This window comes from Falsirhodobacter xinxiangensis, from assembly GCF_004959935.1.
GTDB lineage: Bacteria > Pseudomonadota > Alphaproteobacteria > Rhodobacterales > Rhodobacteraceae > Falsirhodobacter > Falsirhodobacter xinxiangensis.
The window spans coordinates 79,726-103,909 of sequence record NZ_SMYN01000002.1 but is presented as its reverse complement, the minus strand read 5'-3'; the positions used below and the strand labels follow the sequence as shown (position 1 = coordinate 103,909).

Annotated in this window: 24 protein-coding genes; 15 read left to right on the top strand and 9 right to left on the bottom strand. The window is 63.6% G+C overall.

The genetic code is table 11. From position 1 onward, the window contains the following. Positions 1-16 precede the first annotated feature (16 nt). Positions 17-2,395 carry a glycogen/starch/alpha-glucan phosphorylase gene (locus tag E2K76_RS02670; RefSeq protein WP_169053198.1) on the bottom strand — a complete coding sequence of 793 codons (2,379 nt, stop codon included), beginning with the start codon at positions 2,393-2,395 and terminating at the stop codon, positions 17-19. 53 nt (positions 2,396-2,448) lie between these two features. Beyond that, positions 2,449-3,516, bottom strand: a complete 1,068-nt coding sequence (locus tag E2K76_RS02665; RefSeq protein WP_136682723.1) for a dipeptidase — start codon at positions 3,514-3,516, stop codon at positions 2,449-2,451. A 229-nt stretch (positions 3,517-3,745) separates the two neighbouring features. On the opposite strand from E2K76_RS02665, the gene E2K76_RS20245 reads away from it, so the two are divergent. The 9 genes from E2K76_RS20245 to E2K76_RS02625 all read left to right on the top strand — a co-directional run bounded on the left by E2K76_RS20245 (position 3,746) and on the right by E2K76_RS02625 (position 12,091). Further along, the gene (locus E2K76_RS20245; RefSeq protein ID WP_169053186.1) at positions 3,746-3,889 is read left to right on the top strand and encodes a hypothetical protein; all 144 of its coding nucleotides are present in this window, start codon (positions 3,746-3,748) and stop codon (positions 3,887-3,889) included. An 82-nt stretch (positions 3,890-3,971) separates the two neighbouring features. Next, complete coding sequence (locus E2K76_RS02660; protein ID WP_136682722.1) at positions 3,972-4,628, top strand: HAD family hydrolase; 657 nt, start codon at positions 3,972-3,974, stop codon at positions 4,626-4,628. Next, positions 4,625-5,560, top strand: a complete 936-nt coding sequence (locus E2K76_RS02655) for a sugar-binding transcriptional regulator (RefSeq protein WP_136682721.1) — start codon at positions 4,625-4,627, stop codon at positions 5,558-5,560. Before E2K76_RS02660 ends, E2K76_RS02655 begins: the two co-directional genes overlap by 4 nt. 155 nt (positions 5,561-5,715) lie before the next feature. Next, entirely contained in the window at positions 5,716-7,032 is a 1,317-nt protein-coding gene (locus E2K76_RS02650; RefSeq protein ID WP_136682720.1) for an ABC transporter substrate-binding protein, read from the top strand. Between the two features lie 120 nt (positions 7,033-7,152). Continuing rightward, positions 7,153-8,025: a carbohydrate ABC transporter permease gene (locus tag E2K76_RS02645; protein WP_136682719.1), complete on the top strand. Its 873-nt coding sequence runs from the start codon at positions 7,153-7,155 to the stop codon at positions 8,023-8,025. 1 nt (position 8,026) lies between these two features. Further along, positions 8,027-8,857 carry a carbohydrate ABC transporter permease gene (locus tag E2K76_RS02640; RefSeq protein ID WP_136682718.1) on the top strand — a complete coding sequence of 277 codons (831 nt, stop codon included), beginning with the start codon at positions 8,027-8,029 and terminating at the stop codon, positions 8,855-8,857. Between the two features lie 12 nt (positions 8,858-8,869). Further along, entirely contained in the window at positions 8,870-9,862 is a 993-nt protein-coding gene (locus tag E2K76_RS02635) for an ABC transporter ATP-binding protein (RefSeq protein ID WP_136682717.1), read from the top strand. After that, complete coding sequence (locus E2K76_RS02630) at positions 9,859-10,620, top strand: L-iditol 2-dehydrogenase (RefSeq protein WP_136682716.1); 762 nt, start codon at positions 9,859-9,861, stop codon at positions 10,618-10,620. The genes E2K76_RS02635 and E2K76_RS02630 overlap by 4 nt, the downstream gene beginning before the upstream one ends. A gap of 1 nt (position 10,621) precedes the next feature. Then, positions 10,622-12,091: a mannitol dehydrogenase family protein gene (locus tag E2K76_RS02625; RefSeq protein ID WP_169053185.1), complete on the top strand. Its 1,470-nt coding sequence runs from the start codon at positions 10,622-10,624 to the stop codon at positions 12,089-12,091. Here the strand turns inward: E2K76_RS02625 and E2K76_RS02620 are convergent. From E2K76_RS02620 to E2K76_RS02605, 4 genes are all read right to left on the bottom strand, one after another. Continuing rightward, positions 12,070-12,822, bottom strand: coding sequence for an NAD-dependent epimerase/dehydratase family protein (locus E2K76_RS02620; protein ID WP_136682715.1), 753 nt, complete (start codon positions 12,820-12,822; stop codon positions 12,070-12,072). The genes E2K76_RS02625 and E2K76_RS02620 overlap by 22 nt on opposite strands. Then, positions 12,819-13,601 carry a glycosyltransferase gene (locus E2K76_RS02615; protein ID WP_136682714.1) on the bottom strand — a complete coding sequence of 261 codons (783 nt, stop codon included), beginning with the start codon at positions 13,599-13,601 and terminating at the stop codon, positions 12,819-12,821. Before E2K76_RS02615 ends, E2K76_RS02620 begins: the two co-directional genes overlap by 4 nt. A gap of 1 nt (position 13,602) precedes the next feature. Further along, positions 13,603-14,820: an NAD-dependent epimerase/dehydratase family protein gene (locus tag E2K76_RS02610; RefSeq protein WP_136682713.1), complete on the bottom strand. Its 1,218-nt coding sequence runs from the start codon at positions 14,818-14,820 to the stop codon at positions 13,603-13,605. Between the two features lie 118 nt (positions 14,821-14,938). Continuing rightward, on the bottom strand, positions 14,939-16,093 hold the full coding sequence (locus E2K76_RS02605) for a M20 aminoacylase family protein (RefSeq protein ID WP_136682712.1): 1,155 nt from the start codon (positions 16,091-16,093) through the stop codon (positions 14,939-14,941). A gap of 60 nt (positions 16,094-16,153) precedes the next feature. Here E2K76_RS02605 and mazG point away from each other — a divergent pair, with 60 nt between their 5' ends. Both mazG and E2K76_RS02595 read left to right on the top strand, forming a co-directional pair. Further along, on the top strand, positions 16,154-16,972 hold the full coding sequence (gene mazG / locus E2K76_RS02600; protein WP_136682711.1) for a nucleoside triphosphate pyrophosphohydrolase: 819 nt from the start codon (positions 16,154-16,156) through the stop codon (positions 16,970-16,972). Positions 16,973-17,001: 29 nt separating this feature from the next. Continuing rightward, a complete protein-coding gene (locus E2K76_RS02595; protein WP_136682710.1) occupies positions 17,002-17,946 on the top strand; it encodes a nucleoside hydrolase in 945 nt (314 codons plus the stop codon). Here the strand turns inward: E2K76_RS02595 and E2K76_RS02590 are convergent. Beyond that, positions 17,943-18,968 carry a sensor histidine kinase gene (locus E2K76_RS02590; protein ID WP_136682709.1) on the bottom strand — a complete coding sequence of 342 codons (1,026 nt, stop codon included), beginning with the start codon at positions 18,966-18,968 and terminating at the stop codon, positions 17,943-17,945. The genes E2K76_RS02595 and E2K76_RS02590 overlap by 4 nt on opposite strands. A 209-nt stretch (positions 18,969-19,177) precedes the next feature. Here E2K76_RS02590 and E2K76_RS02585 point away from each other — a divergent pair, with 209 nt between their 5' ends. After that, entirely contained in the window at positions 19,178-19,606 is a 429-nt protein-coding gene (locus E2K76_RS02585; protein WP_136682708.1) for a hypothetical protein, read from the top strand. Here the strand turns inward: E2K76_RS02585 and E2K76_RS02580 are convergent. Both E2K76_RS02580 and gmk read right to left on the bottom strand, forming a co-directional pair. Then, positions 19,581-20,135 carry a gamma carbonic anhydrase family protein gene (locus E2K76_RS02580; protein WP_136682707.1) on the bottom strand — a complete coding sequence of 185 codons (555 nt, stop codon included), beginning with the start codon at positions 20,133-20,135 and terminating at the stop codon, positions 19,581-19,583. The two genes, E2K76_RS02585 and E2K76_RS02580, sit on opposite strands and share 26 nt — an antisense overlap. Next, positions 20,132-20,764: a guanylate kinase gene (gmk, locus tag E2K76_RS02575; RefSeq protein ID WP_136682990.1), complete on the bottom strand. Its 633-nt coding sequence runs from the start codon at positions 20,762-20,764 to the stop codon at positions 20,132-20,134. The genes E2K76_RS02580 and gmk overlap by 4 nt, the downstream gene beginning before the upstream one ends. Positions 20,765-21,007: 243 nt before the next feature. On the opposite strand from gmk, the gene E2K76_RS02570 reads away from it, so the two are divergent. The 3 genes from E2K76_RS02570 (at position 21,008) to ilvN (ending at position 24,166) form a co-directional block, all read left to right on the top strand. Beyond that, positions 21,008-21,589: a PAS domain-containing protein gene (locus E2K76_RS02570; protein WP_246032867.1), complete on the top strand. Its 582-nt coding sequence runs from the start codon at positions 21,008-21,010 to the stop codon at positions 21,587-21,589. Positions 21,590-21,849: 260 nt separating this feature from the next. Next, the gene (locus E2K76_RS02565) at positions 21,850-23,601 is read left to right on the top strand and encodes an acetolactate synthase 3 large subunit (RefSeq protein WP_136682705.1); all 1,752 of its coding nucleotides are present in this window, start codon (positions 21,850-21,852) and stop codon (positions 23,599-23,601) included. A 10-nt stretch (positions 23,602-23,611) separates the two neighbouring features. Next, on the top strand, positions 23,612-24,166 hold the full coding sequence (gene ilvN, locus E2K76_RS02560; RefSeq protein ID WP_136682704.1) for an acetolactate synthase small subunit: 555 nt from the start codon (positions 23,612-23,614) through the stop codon (positions 24,164-24,166). Positions 24,167-24,184: the final 18 nt, after the last annotated feature.

Sequence of the window (24,184 nt, the reverse complement as noted above, 5' to 3'; positions counted from 1 at the left end):
TCAATCCGTCGTCACCTCATATCGCTGGCTCGACCGACCAGATGTCCTGCATATAGCCGCGGATCGTCCGGTCGGAGCTGAAGAAGCCCGACCGGGCCGTGTTCAGCGCCGCCATCCGCAGCCAGCGATCCCGGTCGGCAAAGGCCGCATCGGCGCACTCCTGCGCCTTGATGTAGGAGTCGAAATCGGACGCGACCAGAAAATAATCGTGGTGCCAGATACGATGGACCAGACCGTGATAGCGGTCCTTCTGCTCGGGGCTGAAACGGCCTTCGGCAATCATCTGCAACACATCCTGAAGGGGCTTGGACGCTTCGATGGCGTTGGCGGAATGTTCCGGATTCTCGCGCCGCTTCGGCACCTCCTCGGCAGTGAGGCCAAACAGGAAGAAGTTCTCGGCCCCGACTTCCTTCAGGATTTCCACGTTCGCGCCGTCCAGTGTGCCGATCGTGGGCGCGCCGTTCATCATGAACTTCATGTTGCCGGTGCCGGACGCCTCTTTCCCCGCGGTCGAAATCTGTTCGGACAGGTCCGCCGCCGGAACCAGCCGCTGCGCCATCGACACGTTGTAGTTGGGCGGGAACACCACCTTCAGCAGATCGCCCGTGACCGGGTCGGCGTTGATCGTGCGGGCGACATCGTTGATCAGATGGATGATCTCTTTCGCGACGGCATAGCCGGGGGCGGATTTGCCGCCGAAGATCTTGACGCGCGGCACCCAATCGCCGTTCGGCTTGTCGCGGATCGCGGACCAGCGGGCAATGGTCTCCAGAATGTTCAGAAGCTGGCGTTTGTATTCGTGGATGCGCTTGATCTGCACATCGAACAGCGCATCGGGGCTGACCGAGACGCCCTGCCCGCCGATCCAGTTCGACAATGCGACCTTGTTCTGCCGTTTGGCCGCGCCGAAATCGGCAAGGAAGGGTTTCGTGTCGATCGCCGGCTCCAATTCGCGCAGGCGGTCCAGATGCGACTCCCACCCCTCGCCGATGGTTTCCGTGATCAGGCCCGACAGCGCCGGGTTGCACATCTTCAACCAGCGGCGGGGCGTCACGCCATTGGTCTGGTTGATGATCCGGCCCGGATGCAGCTTGTCCAGTTCGGGGAACAGGTTCTGCTTCACAAGGTCCGAATGAAGGGCCGACACCCCGTTGACCTTGTGCGACATGATGAAGGCCAACTCGCCCATCCGCACCTCGTGATGTTTCACGATGCCGACGTAATGCGGGCGGGAATGGTTCTCGTCCAGGTGCCAGTGGTCGATCTGTTCCACGATCTGCATGTGGCGAGGCAGGACGTTGCCGAAGGTGAAGGTCGCCCAACGCTCCAACGCCTCGGGCAACAGGGTGTGGTTGGTGTAGCCAAGGCACTTCTGCGCGACATTCACGGCATCGCGGAAGTCCATGTGATGTTCGTCCACCAGCAGGCGGATCAACTCCGGCCCTGCGATGGCGGGATGGGTGTCGTTCATCTGGATGGCGACATGGTTCGGCAGCGCGCGCAGGTCGGCATGGTTTTGCAGGAACCGGCGCAGGATGTCCTGAAGCGCGGCCGATGTCAGGAAGAACTCCTGCTTCAGCCGCAGCTCCTTGCCCTGATAGGTCGTGTCATCCGGGTAGAGGACGCGCGACAGGGTGCGGGCCAGAACCTCCGGCTCGGCAGCGGCGGTGTAGTCGCCGCGGTTGAACCGCTCCAGATCAAACAGGTTCGTGGGTTCCGCCGACCAGAAGCGCAGGGTGTTGGCCCATTTGCCCTGCCAGCCGATCACCAGCGTGTCATGGGCCATCGCATGCACCGACGCGCCGGGAACCCAGATGCTCTGCCCGCCCTTTGTTTCGACATGGCCGCCAAAGGGGATGACGTATTTCGCCTCCGGCCTCGGGAATTCCCACGGGTGGGTCTGGGCCAGCCAATCCTCGGGCGCTTCGACCTGCTGGCCGGTCTGGAAACGCTGGCGGAACAGGCCGTTCTCATAGCGGATGCCATAGCCATAGGCGGGACAGCCCAAGGTCGCCATGGATTCCATGAAACAGGCCGCCAGACGGCCCAGCCCGCCATTGCCTAGCGCCGCGTCCGGCTCATCCTCGACCACGGCGCGGAAATCCTGACCAAGCGCGGCCATCGCCTCCTCCGCCTCATGATGGATGCCGAGGTTGATTATCGCATCCTCCAGCAGCCGCCCGATGAGGAATTCCATCGACAGGTAATAGACGCGCTTGCGATCCTCGGCCCATGTGCGGCGGGTGGCATCGAACCACGGCACCATGATCCGGTCGCGCACGGCATAGGACAGCGCCATGCGCCAGTCATAGACCGTGGCGTTCGGGCGATCCTTGCCCAGGGTGAAGGTCAGGTGGCGCAGGATTTCGTCGCGAAGATTGGACACGGCATTCATCCGATGGCTGAGCATTTATTCAAGCCATGACCTGCCTTCGATGGCCGGTCAAGCTACCAGGTTCTGCGCAGCACCGAGAGCCAGTTCCGCCACGCCAGCTTTTCCAGCAGCCCGTCATCATAGCCATGCTGGCGCAGCGCCTGAAGCATCGCCGGAAGGCCCGCCACATCCTTGATTCCCTCGGGCACGGTGGCCCCGTCGAAGTCCGATCCGAAGCCGACCCGATCCTCGCCCAGTATGGCGATCAGGTGGTCCAGATGGCGCAGAACCGGCTCCCAGCCGATTTCCGGGGCGCGGCGACCGTCTTCGCGCAGAAAGACGGTGGCGAAGTTCAGCCCGACCATTCCGTCCGTTTCGGCGATCATCCGCAACTGCCGGTCGGTCAGGTTGCGCGACGATGGCGTGACCGCATGGGCGTTGGAATGGGTGGCGACCAGTGGCGCGTCCGAGATCGCGGCCACGTCGTCGAAGCCTTTTTCGTTCAAATGCGACAGGTCCACGAGGATCTTCAGCGCATTGCATTCGCGGATCAGCCGCTTGCCGCTGTCGGTCAGCCCCGGCCCGGTATCGGGGCTGGACGGAAAGCTGAACGGAACACCGTGCCCAAAGGCGGTCGGACGGCTCCATACCGGGCCGAGCGAACGCAGGCCCATCGCGTGAAAGCTGTGCAGCGCGTCAAGGTCCGGGGCGATGGCTTCCGCCCCCTCCATATGCATGATGCCAAAGACGATGCCCTGGCGCATTGCAGCCTCGATCCCGGCCACGTCATGCACGATGCGGAAGGCGCCCTTGCTGGAACGCTGCATCCAAAGCAGGTGCCCGGCCATCGTCAGCGCCACTGCCTGTGCCTGCGCGGTCGGCACCGGGGCCGGCAGCGGCAGGTCATAGGGCGGATTGTCCATCATCCGCTCGAAATCCAGAACCTCGGGCGTGGGCGGCGAAGGGACGTAGATGGCGAAGAACCCGCCCGCGAATCCGCCCGCCCGCATGCGCGGTAGATCCAGATGGCCCCGCCCCTCGCCCGTCAGCCACAGCCTCTCGCGCCGGTCGGGCGCATAGTAGAGGCGCAGAAGGAAGTCGTTGTGGCCGTCAAGGACAGGGATGGCATTCGCCTTGTTCATTGAATCGCAGCTCCGGCTTTCCTGGAAAACCCTGCCATGCACCGCCGCCGAAGGCCAGACCCCCGCGCGTTTGTATGGATACGCGCGGATTCAACCCCCGAGGGGTGCGGTAACATGTTGAAACAATGGTGAACGCGGAAAGGCTTGCGACATTTTTGTGCAAGGCATATCTGGATAGAACCGAAGCGGATGATCCGCCCGGAACGTGCCAAGAAACCGGAGTAGTAAAATGGCCACCCATCAGCCCCAGCAAGCCGGCAATTCGCCGCAGCAGGGCGCCGCCCCCACCCCCGCGCAACAGCAGCAGGGACAGAATTCCGCAGTCACGACGCAGCAGGGCGCGGCCCTGTTCCGGGACTGGGCCTCGATCTGAGGCAATCGGGGGGCCTTGTGCCCCCCTTCGCATCTTCCCCCTTCCCCGCGCTTCGTCCATAACTCCGCGTCAGGAGGATGCGATGAACGATATCGGGCTTGTGATTTTCGACTGTGACGGCGTGCTGATCGACAGCGAAGTCATCAGCGCCGCGATGCTTATCCGCGAACTGGCGGATCACGGCGTCGCCATCGATGCAGATTACGTCGTGCGGCATTTCCTTGGCCGCAGCTATCCCACCGTTCTTGCCACGATCCGCCGCGATTTCGCCATCGACCTGCCGGTCGAGTTCGAGGCGCAGTATCGCACGCGCCTTCTTGCCGCATTCGAGGCCGATCTGAAAGTCGTGCCGGGCGTTGCCGACCTGCTTGGCAGGTTGCACCTGCCCTGGTGCGTCGCGACATCGTCCAGCCAGACGCGGGCGGAGCGGTCGTTGCGCATCGCGGGGCTGGATGTGCTGGTCGGGGATCGGCTGTTCACTGCCGGAATGGTCGCGAACGGCAAGCCTGCGCCCGATCTTTTCCTGCTGGCCGCGCGCACGATGGGTGTTGCGCCGGACCGTTGCCTCGTGATCGAAGACAGTTTGAACGGCATTCGCGCCGCCCGTGCGGCGGGAATGCATGTCTGGCGGTTTACCGGCGGCACGCATCTGCTTGGGCGCGACCTGACCGCACCCGACGATGCGCGCGCCGACCGGCACTTCGCCTCCTTCGCCGAGTTCTGGGAGTCCGCCGCATGAAGATCGAGACCGACCCGCTGGACGCCGCCGCCCGCGCAGGCTGGCTCTATTACGCCGCCGGGATGACGCAGGATCAGATCGCGCAGGCGATGGGCATTTCGCGCCAACGCGCGCAGCGGCTCGTCAGCCGAGCCATGGCCGAGGGGCTGATCCGTGTTCGTCTGGAGCATCCGCTCGGGTCCTGTCTCGCATTGGAGGCGCGGCTGAAGGAACGCTTCGGTCTGGTGGAATGCCGCGTCGCGCCGACCATCGGCGACACCCCCACGCGCGCCATCGCGCCTGCCGCCGCGACACTGTTCGAATCCGTCCTCGCCCGCCCCGAGCCGCAAGTGATCGGTGTCGGAACCGGGCGCGCGCTGACCGCGATGGCGGCAGAGCTTCAGGCCGTTCCATGCGACCGGCATCGGCTGGTCTCGTTGATCGGCAATATCGCGGAAGATGGCTCGGCCAGCCGCTTCGACGTGATCCTGCGTCTGGCGGCAAAACTGGGCGCGCCGCACTATCCCATGACCACCCCCGTCATCAGCGATTCGGTCGAGGAGCGGGACGCCTTCCTCGCGCTTGCCCCGGTTCGGTCCGTTCGCACGCTGGGCGAACAGGCGACGGCGATCTTTCTTGGCGTTGGACAGATGAGCGACGATGCCCCGCTCTATATGGACGGCTTCATCTCGCGCAGCGAATTGGCCGAGGTCCAGGCGCAGGGCGCGGTGGGCGAGGTTGCCGGCCGCATGTTCGACGAGGATGGCACCTACCTCCGCTCGCATATCCACGACCGGATGACATCTGTTCCCGTGGTTCCGGGACTGCCTCGGTTGGCGGTGGGGATTGCGGCGGGGCGCAGCAAGGTGGTGCCGATTCGCGCCGCGTTGCGGGGTCGCATCCTGAACGCCATCGTCACTGACGAAGAAACGGCGGGCGCGCTTCTTTCCTGACCTTTTTTGGTCGCGCCTTATTTTCAATCCATCTTGCTGAAAAACCGGGCTTTGTCGAAAGCCTGGTCGGGCGCACAATTGCCTTGACGTTGGACCCGGCTATTGTGAATATTTGTCATGACTTTGGGCATATGCTCAAATTGGGGAGGATACCTATGTCTTCGAAACTTCGCGGGCTTCTCGGAGCCTGCAGCCTTGTTGCACTTGGCGCGGCCGCGCATGCCGAAACCATCACCGTCGCAACCGTCAACAACGGCGACATGATCCGCATGCAGGGCCTGATGGCCGACTTCAACGAAAAGCATCCGGACATTCAGGTCGAATGGGTCACGCTGGAGGAGAACGTCCTGCGCCAGCGCGTGACGACCGACATCGCCACCAATGGCGGGCAGTATGACGTGCTGACCATCGGCAACTATGAAGTGCCGATCTGGGCCGCGCAGAACTGGCTTCTGCCGCTGGAAGACATGGGCGCTGACTACAAGCCCGAGGATTTCCTCGCTCCCGTCGCGGCGGGCCTGACGGTCGATGGCAAGCTTTATGCCGCGCCGTTCTATGCCGAAAGCTCGATGCTGATGTATCGCACGGACCTGCTGGAAAAGGCGGGCCTGACGATGCCGGAAAACCCCGATTGGGATTTCATCACCGAAGCCGCCGAGAAGATGACCGACAAGGGTGCCGAGATCTATGGCATCTGCCTGCGCGGCAAGGCGGGCTGGGGCGAGAACATGGCGTTCCTGACCTCGATGGCGAACTCCGAAGGCGCACGCTGGTTCGATGCGGACTGGAAGCCGCAGTTCGACAGCCCGGAATGGAAGACGACGCTTGATACCTACCTGAACCTGATGACGAATTACGGTCCGCCCGGTGCGTCGTCGAACGGGTTCAACGAAAACCTCGCGCTGTTCCAGACCGGCAAATGCGGCATGTGGATCGACGCGACGGTTGCCGCGTCCTTCGTGTCGAACCCGAACGAAAGCACGGTCGCCGAACATGTCGGCTACGCCCCCTCGCCCGTTCGCGCTGGCGGCGACAACCACGGCAACTGGCTGTGGTCGTGGAACCTTGCCATCCCGGCATCGTCGCAGAAGCAGGACGCGGCCAAGGCCTTCGTCGCATGGGCGACCTCGCAGGAATATACCGCGCTGGTGGCCGAACATGAGGGCATTGCCAACGTGCCTCCGGGAACGCGCACCTCGCTGTATGAAAATCAGGAATACCTGACCGCTGCCCCCTTCGCCGCACAGACCCTTGCCGCGATCGAGGCTGCCGACACCCAAAGCCCGTCCGATCAGGAAGTGCCCTATACCGGCGGTCAGTTCGTATCGATCCCGGAATTCCAGGCGATCGGCACCGCAGTCGGACAGGTCTTCTCGGCCGCGCTGGCTGGCACGTCGGACGCCGATCAGGCGCTGGCCGCCGCACAGGCCCTGACCACGCGCGAGATGAGCCGCGCCGGCTATCCGAAATAAGGCCTCCCCGCCTTAAGTCGGGGTGCGCGTGAAAAACGCGCGCCCCGCACCATGTTTCCAACAAGTGATCGTTTGAACGGCGTATCGCCGTCCACCCCGCATATCCGAAGGACCGCCCGCATGGCCACGCAAGCTTCCCGCGCCGCCGGACGTCTGATGATCTCGCCCGCCGTCATCCTGCTTTTCTTGTGGATGATCGTACCGCTGGGCATGACGATCTGGTTTTCGTTCCTGCGCTACAACCTGCTGATCCCCGGGGGCGAGACCTTCGCGGGGTTCGAGAATTACCACTACTTCTTTACCGACCCGAACTTCTGGCCCGCGCTGTGGAACACGCTGACGCTGGTGCTGGGCGTGCTGCTGATCACCACGGTCGGCGGTATCCTTCTGGCACTGCTGCTGGATCAGCCGATGTTCGGCCAAGGGATCGTGCGGGTGCTGGTCATCGCGCCGTTCTTCGTCATGCCGACCGTTTCGGCGCTGGTGTGGAAGAACATGTTCATGAACCCGGTGAACGGGCTGTTCGCATGGATCGCCCGCACGCTGGGCTTTGCGCCCTTCGATTTCCTGTCCGCCGCGCCGCTGTTCTCGATCATCCTGATCGTGGCATGGCAGTGGCTGCCCTTCGCAACCCTGATCCTGCTGACCGCGCTGCAATCACTGGACAGCGAACAGCTTGAGGCGGCGGAAATGGACGGCGCCGGCCCGGTGTCGCGTTTCTTCTACATCATGTTGCCCCACCTTGCCCGCGCGGCGACGGTGGTCATCCTGATCCAGACCATCTTCCTGCTGTCGGTCTTTGCCGAGATCCTCGTGACCACCAACGGCGGTCCGGGCAATGCGTCGACGAACCTGACCTACCTCGTCTATTCGCAAAGCTTGCTGCAATACGACGTGGGCCTTGGGTCCGCGGGCGGCATCGTCGCCGTCATCCTTGCCAACATCGTCGCGATCTTCCTGATGCGGATGATCGGCAAGAACCTGGAGACGTAAGATGGCACGCACCGTAACCACCCAACGCAAGGTGATCGTGACGGCCATCGCTTGGACCATCGCCATCGCCATCTTCTTCCCGATCCTGTGGACCTTCCTTACCAGCTTCAAGACCGAAGCGGACGCCATCGCGACCCCGCCGAAATTCCTGTTCTTCAACTGGACGACCGAGAATTACACCACCGTGCAGGGACGCTCGAACTACTTCCTGCATTTCTGGAACTCGGTCATCATTTCGGTCGGATCGACCGTTGCGGCGCTGATCATCGCGATCCCAGCCGCTTGGTCGATGGCCTTCGTGCCGGGCAAGCGCACCAAGGACATCCTGATGTGGATGCTGTCCACCAAGATGATGCCGGCCGTGGGCGTTCTTGTCCCGATCTACCTTCTGTTCCGCGATACCGGACTGCTGGACACGCGCACGGGCCTCGTGATCGTGCTGACGCTGATGAACCTGCCGATCGTGGTGTGGATGCTCTACACCTATTTCAAGGAAATCCCCGGCGAGATCCTTGAGGCCGCCCGTATGGACGGCGCGAACCTGACGCGCGAGATCATCTATGTCCTGACGCCGATGGCGGTTCCCGGCATCGCATCGACGCTGCTTCTGAACATCATTCTGGCGTGGAACGAGGCGTTCTGGACGCTGAACCTGACCGCGTCGAAATCGGCACCGCTGACGCAGTTCATCGCCAGCTATTCCTCGCCCGAAGGGCTTTTCTACGCAAAACTCTCCGCCGCATCGATGATGGCGATTGCACCGATCATTGTTCTTGGCTGGTTCAGCCAGAAGCAACTGGTGCGTGGCCTGACCTTCGGCGCCGTGAAATAAGGGGTATAAACCATGGGTCAGATCGAACTCAAAGGCGTGACGAAACGGTTCGGCGATGTGGAGGTGATCCCGCCGCTGGACCTGCAGATCAACGAGGGCGAATTCGTCGTCTTCGTCGGTCCTTCGGGCTGCGGCAAGTCCACCCTTCTGCGTCTGATCGCGGGGCTGGAGGATACGACGGGCGGCCGAATCGAGATCGACGGCAAGGACGCCACCGACCTGCGCCCGGCGCAGCGGCGTCTGGCGATGGTGTTCCAAAGCTATGCGCTTTATCCGCATATGTCGGTGCGCAAGAACATCGCGTTTCCGCTGAAGATGGCCAAGCTGAGCCAGGCCGAGATCGACAAGAAGGTCGAAGGCGCGGCGAAGGTGCTGAACCTGTCCTCCTATCTGGACCGTCGTCCGGGGCAGCTTTCGGGCGGGCAGCGCCAGCGGGTCGCCATCGGCCGCGCCATCGTGCGCGAACCTGCGGCGTTCCTGTTCGACGAACCGCTGTCGAACCTTGACGCCGCCCTGCGCGTGAACATGCGGCTCGAGATTTCGGAGCTGCACAACAGCCTGAAGACGACGATGATCTATGTCACCCATGACCAGGTCGAGGCGATGACCATGGCCGACAAGATCGTCGTGCTTCAGGCGGGCCGGATCGAACAGGTCGGCACCCCGCTGGAGCTTTACCGCACCCCGAAGAACCGTTTCGTCGCAGGTTTCATCGGCAGCCCCAAGATGAACTTCATCGGCGGGACCGAGGCGCAGAAGCATGGAGCGCATGAGATCGGCATCCGCCCCGAACACATCACGGTCGGAACGAGTGGCGACTGGCAGGGCCGCGTGACGGTGTCGGAACATCTCGGCTCGGACACCTATCTTCATGTGCAGACGGATCACGGGATCATCAACGTGCGGTCGGCCGGAAACGTGGACGTTCATCACGGCGACACCGTCTGGCTGACACCCGAGACGGCGAACATCCACAAGTTCGACGCGAACGGGTCGGCAGTATGAGGCTGAAGGGTAAATCCGCCCTCATCACCGGCGCGGCGCGCGGGATCGGCAAGGCCTTCGCCGCCCGCTATGTCGCCGAAGGTGCAGAGGTCACGATCGCCGACATCAACCTTCCCGCCGCGCAGGCTGCGGCGGCGGAGATCGGCGCACACGCCGTGCATCTGGACGTGACCGATCAGGTCAGCATCGACGCCTGCGTGGCCGAGGTAGCGGCGGCGCGCGGGATCGACATCCTGATCAACAACGCCGCCATCTTCACGATGGCTCCGATCACCGAGATCACGCGCGCCGACTATGACCGCACCTTTGCGATCAACGTGACCGGGTCCTTGTTCATGATGCAGGCGGTGGCCAAGGTCATGATCCAGCAGGGTCGGGGCGGCAGGATCATCAACATGGCCTCGCAGGCGGGACGCAGAGGCGAGGCGCTGGTCGGCGTCTATTGCGCGACCAAGGCGGCGATCATCAGCCTGACCCAAAGCGCGGGCCTGAACCTGATCGAACACGGCATCAACGTGAACGCCATCGCCCCCGGCGTGGTGGATGGCGAACACTGGGACGGCGTGGACGCCTATTTCGCCAAATACGAGAATCGCCCGCTGGGCGAGAAGAAGCGCCTTGTCGGCGATGCCGTGCCCTTCGGGCGCATGGGCACTGCCGAAGATCTGACGGGGATGGCGGTCTTCCTCGCCTCGCCCGACGCGGAATACATCGTGGCCCAGACGTATAACGTCGATGGCGGCAACTGGATGAGCTGACATGAAAATCTCGAACGCGACCCTGAACCAGCTGCCCGAGGGCATAAGCGCCCCCGCCTATGACCGCAGCGCCCTGACCCCCGGCATCGTCCATATCGGCTGCGGGAACTTTCACCGCGCGCATATGGCGGTTTATCTGGACGATCTGTTCGCGCTTGGCGATCACGACTGGGCCATCCTTGGCGCGGGCGTGCGCGAGGGCGACGAACGGATGCGCAAGATATTGGAGCAGCAGGATTACCTGTCTTCGGTCATCGAGCTTGCGCCCGAGGGTGGCAGCACCCGCGTCGTCGGCGCCATGACCGGATTCGTTCCCGTCGCGGCGGGCAACAAGGATCTGATCGCGGCGATGTCGGACAGCCGCATCCGCATCGTTTCCCTGACCGTGACCGAGGGTGGGTATTACATCGACCCCAAGACCGGCACCTTCAGCCCCGATCACCCCGACATCCGACATGACGCAGCCAATCCCGCCGCGCCCGACACGGCCTTCGGCGCGATCATCGCCGCGCTGAAAGCTCGGCGCGCCGGCGGGCTGGAGCCGTTCACCGTCATGTGCTGCGACAACGTTCCGCATAATGGCCACGTCACGCGCGATGCGGTGGTGGGGCTGGCGAAACTGTCCGACCCCGAACTGGCCGACTGGATTGCAGCCAACGTCGCCTTCCCCAATTCGATGGTGGACCGCATCACCCCCGCCACCGGCCCGCGCGAGTTGAAGATGGCGCTGGACCTCGGGATAGAGGACAAGGCCCCCGTCACCTGCGAGACGTTTCGCCAATGGGTGATCGAGGACAACTTCCCCGCGGGACGTCCGGCGCTGGAAAAGGTGGGCGTCACCTTCACCGATGCCGTCGATGCCTATGAGACGATGAAGATCCGCATCCTGAACGGTGGTCACGCGATCATCGCCTATCCGGGCGGCCTGCGCGACATCCACTATGTCCACGAGGCGATGGAGGACCCGCAGATCCGCGCCTTCCTGTCGAAGGTCGAGGATGACGAGATCCTGCCCATCGTCCCTCCGGTCCCGAACACCGACCTTGGGGACTACAAGCAGCTGATCCTCGACCGTTGCTCGAACCCGGAGGTGGCCGATACCGTGCGCCGCCTGTGTCTGGACGGATCGAACCGCCAGCCGAAATTCATCATCCCGTCGATCCGCGACGTGGTGGCGAAAGGCGGCGACGCGACCGGGCTGATCCTGCTGTCGGCGCTGTGGTGCCGTTACTGCTTCGGCACGTCGGAAAACGGCTCGCAGATCGAACCGAACGATCCGAACTGGGAAAAGCTGACGATCGTCGCGGCCAAGGCAAAGGACGACCCCGCTGCGTGGCTGGAAATGCGCGAGATCTATGGCGATCTGGGCGGAAACCCCGCCGTTGCGTCGCGCTTTGCAGAACTGTTGCGCGCCGTCTGGGCAGAGGGCAGCCAGCCGGTGATCCAGCGTTATCTGGACGGAACGCTCTGAAGCATCGCGGGGAGGCTGGCACGCAGCCTCTCCCACCCGCCGGGCCGCCATCCGATATCGCGCAGACGGGTGCAGTCCATCTCGCTGACCTTCGCGTCGCTTCGCGCGGGCGGCGTGCCGCCAAGTTCGGCCAACAGGTCATGGCGGTCCAGCAGCAGATCCGAGACGTTATACGCCCCCTCGCCCCGGTCCAATGCGATCAGCGCGGCTTGCGCCAGATCATCGCCATGCACCTCGGTCGCAACGCGCGGTGCGATGGGGCGGCCCGCCAGATGATCGGCGAACAGGCTTTCCCATTTGTGACCCGGCCCCGGACCATAGACGCCCGTTGCGCGCAAGCTGACGGTGGCATGCAGCTCGACCTCGGCCTTCACCTGACCGTAAAGCGTATCGGGCCGCGGCGGCATATCCTCGCGCAGCACCGTTCCCGCCGGATAATCGCCATAGACGGCGCGGGTGGACAGAAACACGGTCCGTCCGCGAAACCCGTCGAACAGACGCAGGGTGCCGTCGACATTGGCGCGGCGGAATCCCTCGGGATCATCCCCCTCGCCGCCGCGATATTTGCCGGGCGCATGGGCGAAGGCGCAGTGGATCAATGCATCGGCGTCGATCGCCACCGCGTCGCCAAGGCGAAAGCGTGGCAGGATGACCTCATACCCCGCCGCCCGCGCGGCATCCACCATGAACCGCCCGACAAGTCCGGTGCCGCCGGTGATCGCGACCCTCACTGCGGGATTTCCCCGCGTTCATAGGCGTGCCACAGATCGATCAGCGGGCGGAGTTTTTCGACCTTGTCATGGTCTTGCCACGGTTTCTCATACTGAAAATGCAGCACCTTGATCTCGTCCCATGACCAAAGTTCGGGCATGGCGAACCAGACATATTGCAGCATGTTGTAGAAGACCGGCAGGCCATGCCAGTCGGGGAAGAACTCTTGCAGAAAGGTCTGGTCCGTCCGCCGCCAGAACGCATCCGGCACATCCAGCCGCGCCATCATCGCATCGAAAGTGGCCTGCGAAGGCCGCGCGGTGAACACGCCCGAATTCATGCGGTGGAAATCGCCCACACCTTCATAGACATTCGGCGCGGCGCAGAATTCGGGATAGTCGAAAAGCTTGTCGATGTCCTTCAGCACCAGCGTATCGGCGTCCAGAAACACCACCCGTTCGTATTCCAACTGCCACAGCCGCAGCTTGGCGAAGTTGTCCAGCGGGGTGTGGAACGGTGGCTTGCCGCCCTTGGTGAAGGCCGCCCGCGCGTGCAGCGCGTCGCGGGCATGGGCCGCGTTGAAAGCATCCGAAGTCGGCAGCAGATCGCAGCGCACCAATCGCGCGTCCAGCCCCTCGACCCGCGCGTCGGTGTGCATCACGACGATGTCCGCCGTCGTTCCGGTCGCGCGAAGCGAATTGATCAGCGCCCGCGCCCCGCGGACGTAGTCGTCATTGGTCACCAGAGTGACGAAGGCCCGCGTCGATGACGCGGGCCGGTTCGGAAGCAATCCGTCCATATCAGGAAACGGAACGCAGACGCTTGCCCTCGGGGTCATGCTCGACCAGTTGGGCGATGTCCTTGGTCCATGCCGAAACGGCCGGAACGCGCGAACGGTCGATGCGGTGGGCGTATTTCTTCGCCACATCCACAACTTCGGACAGCAGACCTTCGGCCAGCGTGATCGGCTTCAACCCGAGACCGATGAACTGGTCGTTGTTGACGATCAGGTCATTCTCGGCGGCTTCCTTGCGCGGATTTGGAAGATTGGCGATCTTCGCCCCGGTCAGCTTGGCAACCAGCGCGGCCAGATCGCGAACGCGGTGCGTTTCGGTCATCTGGTTGAAGATCTTCACGCGATCGCCCGCTTTCGGCGCGTCGCCCAGCGCCAGTTCCACGCAGCGGACCGAATCCTGAACGTGGATGAAGGCGCGCGTCTGTCCGCCCGTGCCATGCACCGTCAGCGGATAGTCGATGGCGGCCTGGATCAGGAAACGGTTCAGCACCGTGCCATAATCGCCGTCATAGTCGAAGCGGTTGATCAGCTGTTCGTGCCGGCGGGTCTGGTCGGTATGGGTGCCCCAGACGATACCCTGATGCAGGTCGGTGATCCGCAGCCCGTCATTCTGGGCGTAGAACTGGAACAGAATCTGATCGAGGCTTTTGGTCATGTGATAGACCGAACCGGGCTTCGTCGGATAAAGGATCTGCTGACCCTTCTTGCCCGTCGGCGTATCGACTTCCACATCCAGATAACCTTCCGGGATCGGCGCCCCGACGCTGGAATAACCATATACGCCCATCGTCCCAAGGTGCACCAGATGCGCATCGATCCCCGTCTCCACCAACGCGGCAAGCACGTTATGCGTCGCGTTGACGTTGTTGTTGACGGTATAGACCTTGTGGCGATCCGATTTCATCGAATACGGCGCGGCGCGCTGTTCCGCAAAATGGATCACCGCATCCGGCTTGACGTCGATCAGCCAGCTTTTGAAGCGGTCGTATTCGGTGGCAAGGTTCAGAAGGTGGAAATGGATGCGATGACCCGTTTCCTGATGCCAGATGCGGCAGCGTTCCTGAATCGAATCCATCGGGGTCAGCGATTGCACGCCCAGTTCGGTATCGATCCAGCGGCGGGACAGGTTGTCGACGATATGCACCTCGTGCCCAAGGTTGGACAGGTGCAGCGAGGTGGGCCAGCCCACGAAACCATCGCCGCCAAGAACTGCAATACGCAAATGTCGTCTCCTTCACGTCGCGCAGCAAATCGTTCTGCGCCATCGGCAATAGATAGGACGTCATCCTACCCAAGTCGAATGAAGAAATAACGACATCGCGCGCAGCGCCGGATTCCGCCTATGCGGGAAGGGCCCGTTCCACCAATCGCGCGAAGAAGCTGGCCCCGATGGGGGCTGCTTCGTCGTTGAAGTCGAACGCGGCCTGATGCAACCCCGCCCCCGGCCCGGTTCCAAGGAACAGATAGGCGCCCGGTCGCGCCTGAAGCATATAAGCGAAATCCTCGGCCGCCATTTCGCGCGGGCTGTCGGGATCGACGTTGCCGCTGACCTCCAGCGCGACCTGCGCCGCGAATTCGGCCTGTTTGGGATGGTTGACCGTCGGCGGGTAGCCGCGTTCGTAGTCCAGCACCGCCTCCACCCCGAAGGATGCCGCCTGCCCGGCCACGATCTCGCGGAAGCGGCGTTCGGCCAGGTCGCGCATCTCGGGGGTGAAGCTGCGGATGGTGGCGGTCATCCACGCATCCTCGGGGATGATGTTGGATGCGCTGCCGGAATGGATCTGCGTGACCGACACGACCAGCACATCCTGCGCGGGCGCGTTGCGCGACACGATGGTTTGCAGCGCACCGACCAGCGACACCATCGCCGGGATCGGGTCGATCGTGACATGCGGCGTCGCGCCGTGACCGCCCTTGCCGCGCAGCGTCACCGTCGCAGTGTCCACCGCCGCAAGGATCGGCCCCGGCGTGGTCAGGAACTTGCCGAAGGGGACGTTTGGCGCGTTGTGGATGCCATAGACTTCCTTCACGCCGAAGCGGTCCATCACGCCCTCCCGCACCATGACCTCGCCGCCGCCACCATCCTCCTCCGCAGGCTGGAAGATCAGCGCCACACGGCCCGAGAAGCGCCGCGTCTCGGCCAGATACTTCGCCGCGCCCAGCAGCATGGTGACATGCCCGTCATGCCCGCAGCTATGCGCCTTGCCCGGAATGGTCGAGGCATGGTCCGCGCCCGTCGTCTCGGTGATCGGCAGCGCGTCCATGTCTGCGCGCAAGCCGATTGTCGCCCCCTCGCCCTGACCGTTGATGATGGCGACGATGCCGGTGGAGGCGATACCCTCATGCACCTCGTCCACCCCGAATTCGCGCAGGCGTTCGACAATGAAGGCCGCCGTCTGGTGGCAGTCGAACATCAGCTCGGGATGCGAGTGCAGGTGGCGGCGCCAGCCCTTCATCTGGTCGGCGTAACCGGCGATGCGGTTCAGGACGGGCATGGCGAACTCCTGCAAAGAATTGTAGTCCTTCGGTTGAACCCGAAAACCCGAGGGGCTGCAATGACCGGAATCGACCGCCTGCTGGAGATCATGCGCGCGCTGCGCGACCCCCAAACCGGCTGCCCTTGGGACATCGATCAGACCTTCGCCACCATCGCCCCCTATACCATCGAGGAAGCGCACGAGGTCGCCGACGCGATCCAGCGCGAGGCGTGGGACGAGTTGCCGGGAGAGTTGGGCGACCTGCTGCTGCAAACCGTCTTCCATTCCCGCATGGCCGAAGAAGCGGGCATGTTCACCTTCGACGACGTGGCGAACGCCATTTCGGACAAGATGATCGCGCGCCACCCCCATGTCTTCGGGGATGAAAGCCGCGACAAGACCCCCGAGCAGCAGACCGCGGATTGGGAGACGATCAAGGCCGCCGAGCGAACGGGCGGCGTGCTGGACGGCGTGGCGCTGGGCCTTCCCGCCCTGACCCGCGCGGTGAAGCTTCAGAACCGCGCGGCGCGGGTCGGCTTCGACTGGCCATCGACAGATCAGGTGCTGGACAAACTGCGCGAGGAGATGGCCGAATTGGTCGAGGCGCGCGAGACCCTGACCCAGACCGAGGTCGAGGAGGAGTTCGGCGATCTGCTGTTCGTGATGGCGAATCTGGCCCGCCATATGAATGTCGATGCCGAAGGCGCGCTTCGCGGTGCCAATGCCAAATTCACCCGCCGGTTCATGCGGATCGAGGAAATGCTCGCCCAGGATGGGCGGTCGCCGAAGGACAGCAACCTGCAGGAGATGGACGCGCTCTGGGACCGTGCCAAGGACGAGGAAAAACGCCGACGCGCGGAATTTTCCGGGCAGTCCGCCACCGCGGGGGTTAGATAGTGGCGCAGCCCGTTAACCAAGACGAACAGATGAGCCACCCAAGAAAGATCATCATCGATTGCGACCCCGGACAGGATGACGCGATCGCCCTTCTTCTGGCACTTGCCAGCCCCGAAGATATCAGCGTGCTTGGCGTGACCGTCGTTGCCGGAAACGTGCCCCTGCACCTGACCGAACGCAACGCACGCGCCGTCTGCGAATTGGCCGGCACCGGCCCCATCCCGGTGTTCGCCGGTTGCGATGCCCCGCTTCAGCGCAAGCTGGTGACGGCAGAGCATGTGCACGGGGCCACCGGCCTTGACGGGCCGCCCCTGCCCGAACCGCAGCAGCCGCTGGAAACCACCCACGCGGTCGATTTCATCATCGAGACTTTGCGGCGCGAACCTTCGGGAACCGTCACGTTGTGCCCGCTTGGGCCCCTGACGAACATCGCCACCGCCCTGCGCCGCGCCCCCGACATCGCACCGCGCATTCAGGAAATCGTGCTGATGGGCGGCGCGTATTTCGAGGTGGGCAACATCACCCCGGCGGCGGAATTCAACATCTATGTCGATCCCGAAGCCGCCGACATCGTGTTCCGCTGCGGCGCTCCGCTGGTGGTCATGCCGCTGGATGTGACACACAAGGCGCTGACCAGCCCGTCCCGCATCCGCGCCTTCCGCAACATGGGCACGACCGCCGGACAGATGGTGGCGGAATGGGCCGATTTCTTCGAACGGTTCGACATCGCGAAATATGGCGGGAACGGCGCGCCATTGCATGACCCTTGCGTCATCGCGTGGCTGATCCGCCCCGACCTGTTCACCGGACGCCATATCAACGTCGAGATCGAGACGCGCAGCGAGTTGACGCTGGGCATGACCGTCGCCGACTGGTGGGGCGTGACCGACCGCACTCCCAACGCCCTGTTCATGGGCCATCTGGATGCGGACGGGTTCTTTGCACTGCTGACCGAACGGATCGCCCGGCTTTAACCTTCGGGCAGGATGATGGTGAAGGTGCTGCCCTTGCCCTTGGCGCTTTCGATGCGGAAGCGCCCGCGATGCCGGTTGACGATGTGCTTGACGATGGCCAGCCCCAGTCCGGTGCCGCCCTGCTCGCGCGAGCGGTGGTTGTCCACGCGATAGAAGCGTTCGGTCAGACGGGGGATGTGGATCGGGTCGATCCCCTCGCCCCGGTCGATCACATCCACCACCACCGATGGCCCGAGCCGGAGGATGTCGTTCTCGTCGCGCCGAAGCGCGATGGTGACAAGCCCACCGCCCGCGCCGTATTTCAAAGCATTCTCGATCAGGTTCTGGAACACCTGCACCATCTGGTCCGAATCCGCGGGAACCAGAAGCGGGCCGGGGTCGCCCGTGATCTCGATCGTGGCCCCCGCGGACGCAGCCGTCGGACGCAAGGCGGTGACGGCCAGTGCGACCAGCGCCGCCACATCCACCAGCGTCGTCGGGCGCACCCGTTCCTCGCTCTCCACCCGGCTGAGCGAGAGCAGATCGCGCACCAGCCGGTTCATCCGCTCGGCCTCGCGCGCCATGATGGCAAGGAAACGGGCGCGCGCGCCGGGATCGTCCTTGGCCGCGCCCTGCAGGGTTTCGATGAAGCCCAGAAGCGAGGTCAGCGGCGTGCGAAGCTCGTGGCTGACATTGGCCACGAAATCGCGCCGGATCGCGCCCGCCTGTTCCTGTTCGGTGATATCCTCGAAGGCGCACAGCACGCGCCCCCCTTCGACCGGGGATACCGTCACGCGATAGCTCGCCTCGCGCGAGGGGCCGGTGATGATATGGCGCGCGCGAACCATCTGGCGATGGCGCAGCGTTCCCTCGATCGCGTCCAGCAATCCGGGCTGGCGCATTGCAATGACGTAATGCCGCCCGACAATGCCGCTGCCGAACAGGGCCAGCGCCGGGGCATTGGCCGCGGCGATCCGTTCCTCGCTGTCGATCAGGACCATGGGAAGGGGAACCCCTTCAAGAAGGGTTTCCAGAAGTTTCATTTCCTTGTCCGACAACAGTCTCACCCATTCCAATTCATTGCGCCGGCCCGTCGTCTTTCGATGTTGCCCTTGGTCGCAAGAGCACCATCTTGCAGAAATGCGACAGTTTGTTTTGCCGTAGGATGTTGTGCCAATTTCACTTGAACATACAGTGACACTCTGCTTTTCCCGCAAATGTCCGCCTTTAGAAAGAGGCGGAAGGAGACGCTATGAAAAGAATGGATCCCACTGGCTGGGGCTGGAGCTCGGTTTCTGTTGTTCGGCTGGATGCGATGCGTTCGATGGCGCCAAAGGCGCCAGTTGCATTGCGCGATCCGGCTGAAACGCTTCTGCTGATCGAGGTTCCCCAAGCCCTGCCTTTGATCGACCGCCTGCCTCGGCGGCCTTCGGTCGTCGTGGCCCGTTTCAACGGGCTGGACCGTGCGCTTCTGCGCCGCGTCTTGCCCAGCCGCGTCATCTGCCCCCTGATCGCCGAAGATTTCGACGCGGTCGAGGTGATGGCCCGCCTTCGCAGCCTGCGATGGATGGGCCCGGTCGAGGTGATCGGATCGGGCCTGCGCCATGCCGGGATGATCGAGGACGAGCTGCGTGCCGCGCTTCCGGGTCGCGAGGTCAGCCTGCTTCAGGACCGTCGCTGACGCGCCGAAGTGCCACGAGGCCGCTGCGGAACCGCAGCATGTTGTTGCGATAGCTGTTTGCCGAGGCAAGCAGACGTTCGCGCGCTTCGGCATCCAGTTCGCGCACGACGCGCCCGGGCGCACCCATGACGAGCGATCCGTCGGGGATTTCCTTCCCTTCGGTAACCAGCGCGTTTGCGCCGATCAGGCAACCCTTGCCGATCCTTGCGCCGTTCATCACCATCGCGCCCATCCCGATCAACGTCCCGTCCCCGATGGTGCAGCCGTGCAGCATGGCCTTGTGCCCGATGGTGCAGTTCGCGCCGATCGACAGCGGAAATCCCCAGTCGGTATGCAGGACCGAGTTTTCCTGGATGTTCGTTCCCTCGCCGACGCGAATTTCCTCGTTGTCGCCACGCAGGACGGCGCCGAACCAGATGCCGACCCCCTCGCCCAGCACGACGCGCCCGATCACATGGGCGCCCGGAGCGATCCAGTAATCCCCGGAGGCGGGAACGCTCGGCGCTATGTCGTCAAGTGCATAGATCATCGTCTCTCGAACTCCCCGTTCAGGCCGCGGACGAAATCGTTCAGCATCGGCTGGCGATCGCGGCGCAGGCGTTCGGCCATCAGGATGGTCCGAAGCTCCTGTTCGGCAGTATCTATGTCGTTGTTGACGAGGACGTAATCATATTCGGCCCAATGGCTGATCTCGTCGCGGCTTTTTGACATCCGGCCGGCGATGACCTCCTCGCTGTCCTGCGCGCGGCCCCGCAGACGGCGCTCCAGTTCCGCGATCGAGGGCGGCAGCACGAACACGGACACGACATCGCGCCCAAGCGCCGAGTTGCGGATCTGCTGCCCACCCTGCCAGTCGATGTCGAACAGCGTGTCGCGCCCCTCGATCATCGCCTGTTCGACCGGGCCGCGCGGGCTGCCATAGAAATTGCCGAACACCTCGGCATGTTCCAGCATCTGGCCATTCGCGACCAGATCCTGGAACTCCTCGCGCGTGCGGAAGTAATATTCGCGCCCGTCCTGCTCGCCCTGTCTTGGCGCCCGAGTCGTGGCTGAAACCGAGAAGCGGATCGTCGGGTCCCAGTCCATGATCCGACGCGAAAGCGTGGATTTGCCCGCGCCCGAAGGCGAGGAGAGGATCAGAAGAAGTCCGCGCCGCATGTTCGCCCCCGTGTTCCGCTTTGCCCGCATCTGGGCGATGCAGCCCGCGAGGTCAAGCACGATCAGCCGTTTACCATTCATTCATCTTTCGCGCGCCTTGGGCCGAAAAGCTGCTATCTGGCGACAAGGGTCTCGTGCAGCCCGCCGATGTTTTCCGGTTCGGCCCCCGTAGTGCGACCCTTGTGTGGAGTGTATAGTATGTTGATTGATTTCCCGGCCCGGCGGGCCGTGACGGAGAGCGGAATGGCAGCTGTTCGATTCGCGATGATCGCCCAGGTTCGTGCCTATTGGGAGGCTCTGCGCGAAGGCGGTGCTCTGCCGCAGCGTGCCCGCATCGATCCGCGCGGGATCGAGGGGGCATTGGCGAATTCGTTCCTGATCGAGCGCATCGCACCGGGCATCGCGCGGTTCCGTCTTGCCGGCATGCACCTGACCGACATCATGGGGATGGATGTGCGCGGGATGCCGTTTTCGTCGCTGTTCGAGCCGGCGGATCGCGACGCGGTCGCCCCGCGGGTCGAGCGGGTCTTCGCCACACCCTGCATCCTCGATCTGTGCGTCGATGCCGGCCGGGGCGTCGGGCGGCCCGCCTTTTCCGGGCGCATGATCCTGCTGCCGGTGAAGGGCGAAGGCGGTGCGGACCTTGCGCTGGGCTGTCTGGCCACCGAAGGCATCATCGGTCGCAGCCCGCGCCGTCTTTCCTGCGGCCGCGCGCTGGAGGAGCGTATCCTGACCGGCACCCCCACCCCCGGCTTTGCTGAGGAACCGGCCCCGTTCGTCCCGCGCGGCAGGCCGCATCTGCGGCTGGTCAGGGACGACGAATGAAATTTTGATCACAGACGCCGATCCATCGCGCAATAAAACATCACCCAAGACGCCTTGGTTGACATTTTATGCCATTGACCTTGCCAAACCGCCCGTCTAAGTTGCCCCTATCGCAGCAGAGGGGCGGGCAAATGCCTTCCATCGTAGATCTTGTAGGGGATGCGCGCATGGGCCGGTAACGGTTGACCATAACGGTTCCCATGCGCCCCCGATGAACTCGGGGGCTTTTTGCTGCGAAAGAGGCGAGGAAGGACGGACATATGACGCAGATGAGCGGCGCGAAGATGGTGGTTCAGGCCCTGAGGGATCAGGGGGTCGAGGTGGTCTTCGGCTACCCCGGTGGCGCCGTCCTTCCGATCTATGACGAGATCTTTCAGCAGAACGAAATCAAGCATATCCTCGTGCGCCACGAACAGGGCGCGGTCCACATGGCCGAAGGCTATGCCCGTTCGACCGGCAAACCCGGCGTGGTTCTGGTGACCTCTGGCCCCGGTGCGACGAACGCCGTGACGGGCCTGACGGATGCGTTGCTCGATTCCATCCCGCTGGTCGTGCTGTCTGGTCAGGTGCCGACCTTCCTGATCGGCACCGACGGGTTCCAGGAGGCCGATACCGTCGGCATCACCCGCGCCTGCACCAAGCACAACTGGCTGGTCAAGGACACGGCCAAACTGGCCGAGACGATCCACAACGGCTTCCACGTCGCGACATCGGGCCGCCCCGGTCCGGTTCTGATCGACATTCCGAAGGACGTGCAGTTCGCGACCGCGGACTATGTCGAGCCGACCGCTTCGAAACCGCGTCACTATGCTCCGACCGTCAAGGGCGACCCGGCGATGATCGAACGCATGGTCGAAATGATCGAGACCGCCGAACGCCCGGTCTTCTATACCGGCGGCGGCGTCATCAACTCCGGCCCCCGCGCGTCGGAACTGCTGCGCGAGCTGTCCGAGGCGACGGGCTTTCCCGTGACGTCCACGCTCATGGGGCTGGGTGCCTATCCCGCCAGCGGCAAGCTGTGGCTGGGGATGCTGGGGATGCACGGCACCTACGAGGCGAACCTCGTGATGCATGGGTGCGATGCGATGTTCAACATCGGCGCGCGCTTCGACGACCGCATCACCGGGCGTGTCGCGGATTTCTCGCCCGGATCGAAGAAGGTCCATATCGACATCGAGGCCTCGTCGATCAACAAGATCATCCGCGTGGACGTGCCGATCCTTGGCGACGTCGCCAATGTGCTGGAGGACGTGCTGGCCCTGTGGAAACAGCGCGGCAGCCGTGTCAACCGCAAGGCGGTCGCGAAATGGTGGGGACAGATCCGCGATTGGCAGGCGATCCGCTGCCTCGACTACAAACCGTCGCAAAAGACCATCAAGCCGCAATACGCGCTGGAACGGCTGGAGGCGCTGACCCGTGGCCGCGACCGCTACATCACGACCGAGGTGGGCCAGCACCAGATGTGGGCGGCGCAATACCTGCATTTCGACCAGCCGAACCGCTGGATGACCTCGGGCGGGCTGGGCACCATGGGCTACGGCCTGCCCGCCTCCATCGGCGTTCAGGTCGCCCACCCCGAGGCGCTGGTCATCAACGTCGCGGGCGAGGCATCGTGGCTGATGAACATGCAGGAAATGGGCACTGCGATGCAGTTCCGCGCCCCGGTCAAGCAGTTCATCCTGAACAACGAACGTCTGGGCATGGTGCGCCAGTGGCAGGACCTGCTGCACGGCCAGCGCTATTCGCACAGCTGGTCCGAAAGCCTGCCCGATTTCGTGAAGCTGGCCGAGGCGTTCGGCTGCAAGGGGATCCGCTGCGACAACCCGGCCGATCTGGACGACGCGATCATGGAGATGCTGGCCTATGACGGCCCGGTGATCTTCGACTGCCTTGTCGAGAAACACGAGAACTGCTTCCCGATGATCCCATCGGGCAAGCCGCATAACGAAATGCTGCTGGGCGAGGCCGAGACGCAGGGCGTCATCGGCGCCAAGGGCGCGGCGCTGGTGTAAGGAAAAGACCATGCTGAACATCAAGAAGGGCGCGTCCAGCCATTCCGCCTACGACCTGCGCGATCCCAATGGCGAGATCATCGAAAGCCATACGCTGGCCGTGCTGGTCGATAACGAAAGCGGTGTTCTGGCTCGCGTGATCGGCCTGTTCTCGGGGCGCGGCTACAACATCGAAAGCCTGACGGTGGCCGAGGTGGACCATCAGGGCCACCGGTCGCGCATTACCGTCGTAACCACGGGAACCGCCCCGGTGATCGAACAGATCAAGGCCCAGCTTGGCCGTCTGGTCCCCGTGCACGAGGTTCACGACCTGACCGTCGAAGGCCCCGCCGTCCAGCGCGAACTGGCGCTGTTCAAGGTGGCGGGAAAGGGCGATCAGCGGATCGAGGCGCTGCGTCTGGCCGAGATCTTCCGCGCCAATGTCGTCGATTCGACGCTTGAAAGCTTCGTGTTCGAAATCACCGGCACGCCGGAAAAAATCGACGCCTTTGCCGAGCTGATGCGCCCGCTTGGACTGCGGGAAATCGCGCGCACGGGGGTCGCTGCGCTGGCACGCGGCGCCTGAGCGATTTCGCTGGACCGC

What these genes read in the sequence shown, in the direction of transcription:
- ilvN (WP_136682704.1), top strand. Translation starts at nt 23,612, where the DNA reads ATGCTGAACATCAAGAAGGGCGCGTCCAGCCATTCCGCCTACGACCTG.
- E2K76_RS02670 (WP_169053198.1), bottom strand. Translation starts at nt 2,395, where the DNA reads ATGAATGCCGTGTCCAATCTTCGCGACGAAATCCTGCGCCACCTGACC.
- E2K76_RS02645 (WP_136682719.1), top strand. Translation starts at nt 7,153, where the DNA reads ATGGCCACGCAAGCTTCCCGCGCCGCCGGACGTCTGATGATCTCGCCC.
- E2K76_RS02630 (WP_136682716.1), top strand. Translation starts at nt 9,859, where the DNA reads ATGAGGCTGAAGGGTAAATCCGCCCTCATCACCGGCGCGGCGCGCGGG.
- E2K76_RS02580 (WP_136682707.1), bottom strand. Translation starts at nt 20,135, where the DNA reads ATGATCTATGCACTTGACGACATAGCGCCGAGCGTTCCCGCCTCCGGG.
- E2K76_RS02655 (WP_136682721.1), top strand. Translation starts at nt 4,625, where the DNA reads ATGAAGATCGAGACCGACCCGCTGGACGCCGCCGCCCGCGCAGGCTGG.
- E2K76_RS20245 (WP_169053186.1), top strand. Translation starts at nt 3,746, where the DNA reads ATGGCCACCCATCAGCCCCAGCAAGCCGGCAATTCGCCGCAGCAGGGC.
- gmk (WP_136682990.1), bottom strand. Translation starts at nt 20,764, where the DNA reads ATGCGGCGCGGACTTCTTCTGATCCTCTCCTCGCCTTCGGGCGCGGGC.
- mazG (WP_136682711.1), top strand. Translation starts at nt 16,154, where the DNA reads ATGACCGGAATCGACCGCCTGCTGGAGATCATGCGCGCGCTGCGCGAC.
- E2K76_RS02615 (WP_136682714.1), bottom strand. Translation starts at nt 13,601, where the DNA reads ATGGACGGATTGCTTCCGAACCGGCCCGCGTCATCGACGCGGGCCTTC.
- E2K76_RS02590 (WP_136682709.1), bottom strand. Translation starts at nt 18,968, where the DNA reads ATGAAACTTCTGGAAACCCTTCTTGAAGGGGTTCCCCTTCCCATGGTC.
- E2K76_RS02635 (WP_136682717.1), top strand. Translation starts at nt 8,870, where the DNA reads ATGGGTCAGATCGAACTCAAAGGCGTGACGAAACGGTTCGGCGATGTG.
- E2K76_RS02565 (WP_136682705.1), top strand. Translation starts at nt 21,850, where the DNA reads ATGACGCAGATGAGCGGCGCGAAGATGGTGGTTCAGGCCCTGAGGGAT.
- E2K76_RS02665 (WP_136682723.1), bottom strand. Translation starts at nt 3,516, where the DNA reads ATGAACAAGGCGAATGCCATCCCTGTCCTTGACGGCCACAACGACTTC.
- E2K76_RS02585 (WP_136682708.1), top strand. Translation starts at nt 19,178, where the DNA reads ATGAAAAGAATGGATCCCACTGGCTGGGGCTGGAGCTCGGTTTCTGTT.
- E2K76_RS02605 (WP_136682712.1), bottom strand. Translation starts at nt 16,093, where the DNA reads ATGCCCGTCCTGAACCGCATCGCCGGTTACGCCGACCAGATGAAGGGC.
- E2K76_RS02640 (WP_136682718.1), top strand. Translation starts at nt 8,027, where the DNA reads ATGGCACGCACCGTAACCACCCAACGCAAGGTGATCGTGACGGCCATC.
- E2K76_RS02650 (WP_136682720.1), top strand. Translation starts at nt 5,716, where the DNA reads ATGTCTTCGAAACTTCGCGGGCTTCTCGGAGCCTGCAGCCTTGTTGCA.
- E2K76_RS02660 (WP_136682722.1), top strand. Translation starts at nt 3,972, where the DNA reads ATGAACGATATCGGGCTTGTGATTTTCGACTGTGACGGCGTGCTGATC.
- E2K76_RS02570 (WP_246032867.1), top strand. Translation starts at nt 21,008, where the DNA reads ATGGCAGCTGTTCGATTCGCGATGATCGCCCAGGTTCGTGCCTATTGG.
- E2K76_RS02595 (WP_136682710.1), top strand. Translation starts at nt 17,002, where the DNA reads ATGAGCCACCCAAGAAAGATCATCATCGATTGCGACCCCGGACAGGAT.
- E2K76_RS02625 (WP_169053185.1), top strand. Translation starts at nt 10,622, where the DNA reads ATGAAAATCTCGAACGCGACCCTGAACCAGCTGCCCGAGGGCATAAGC.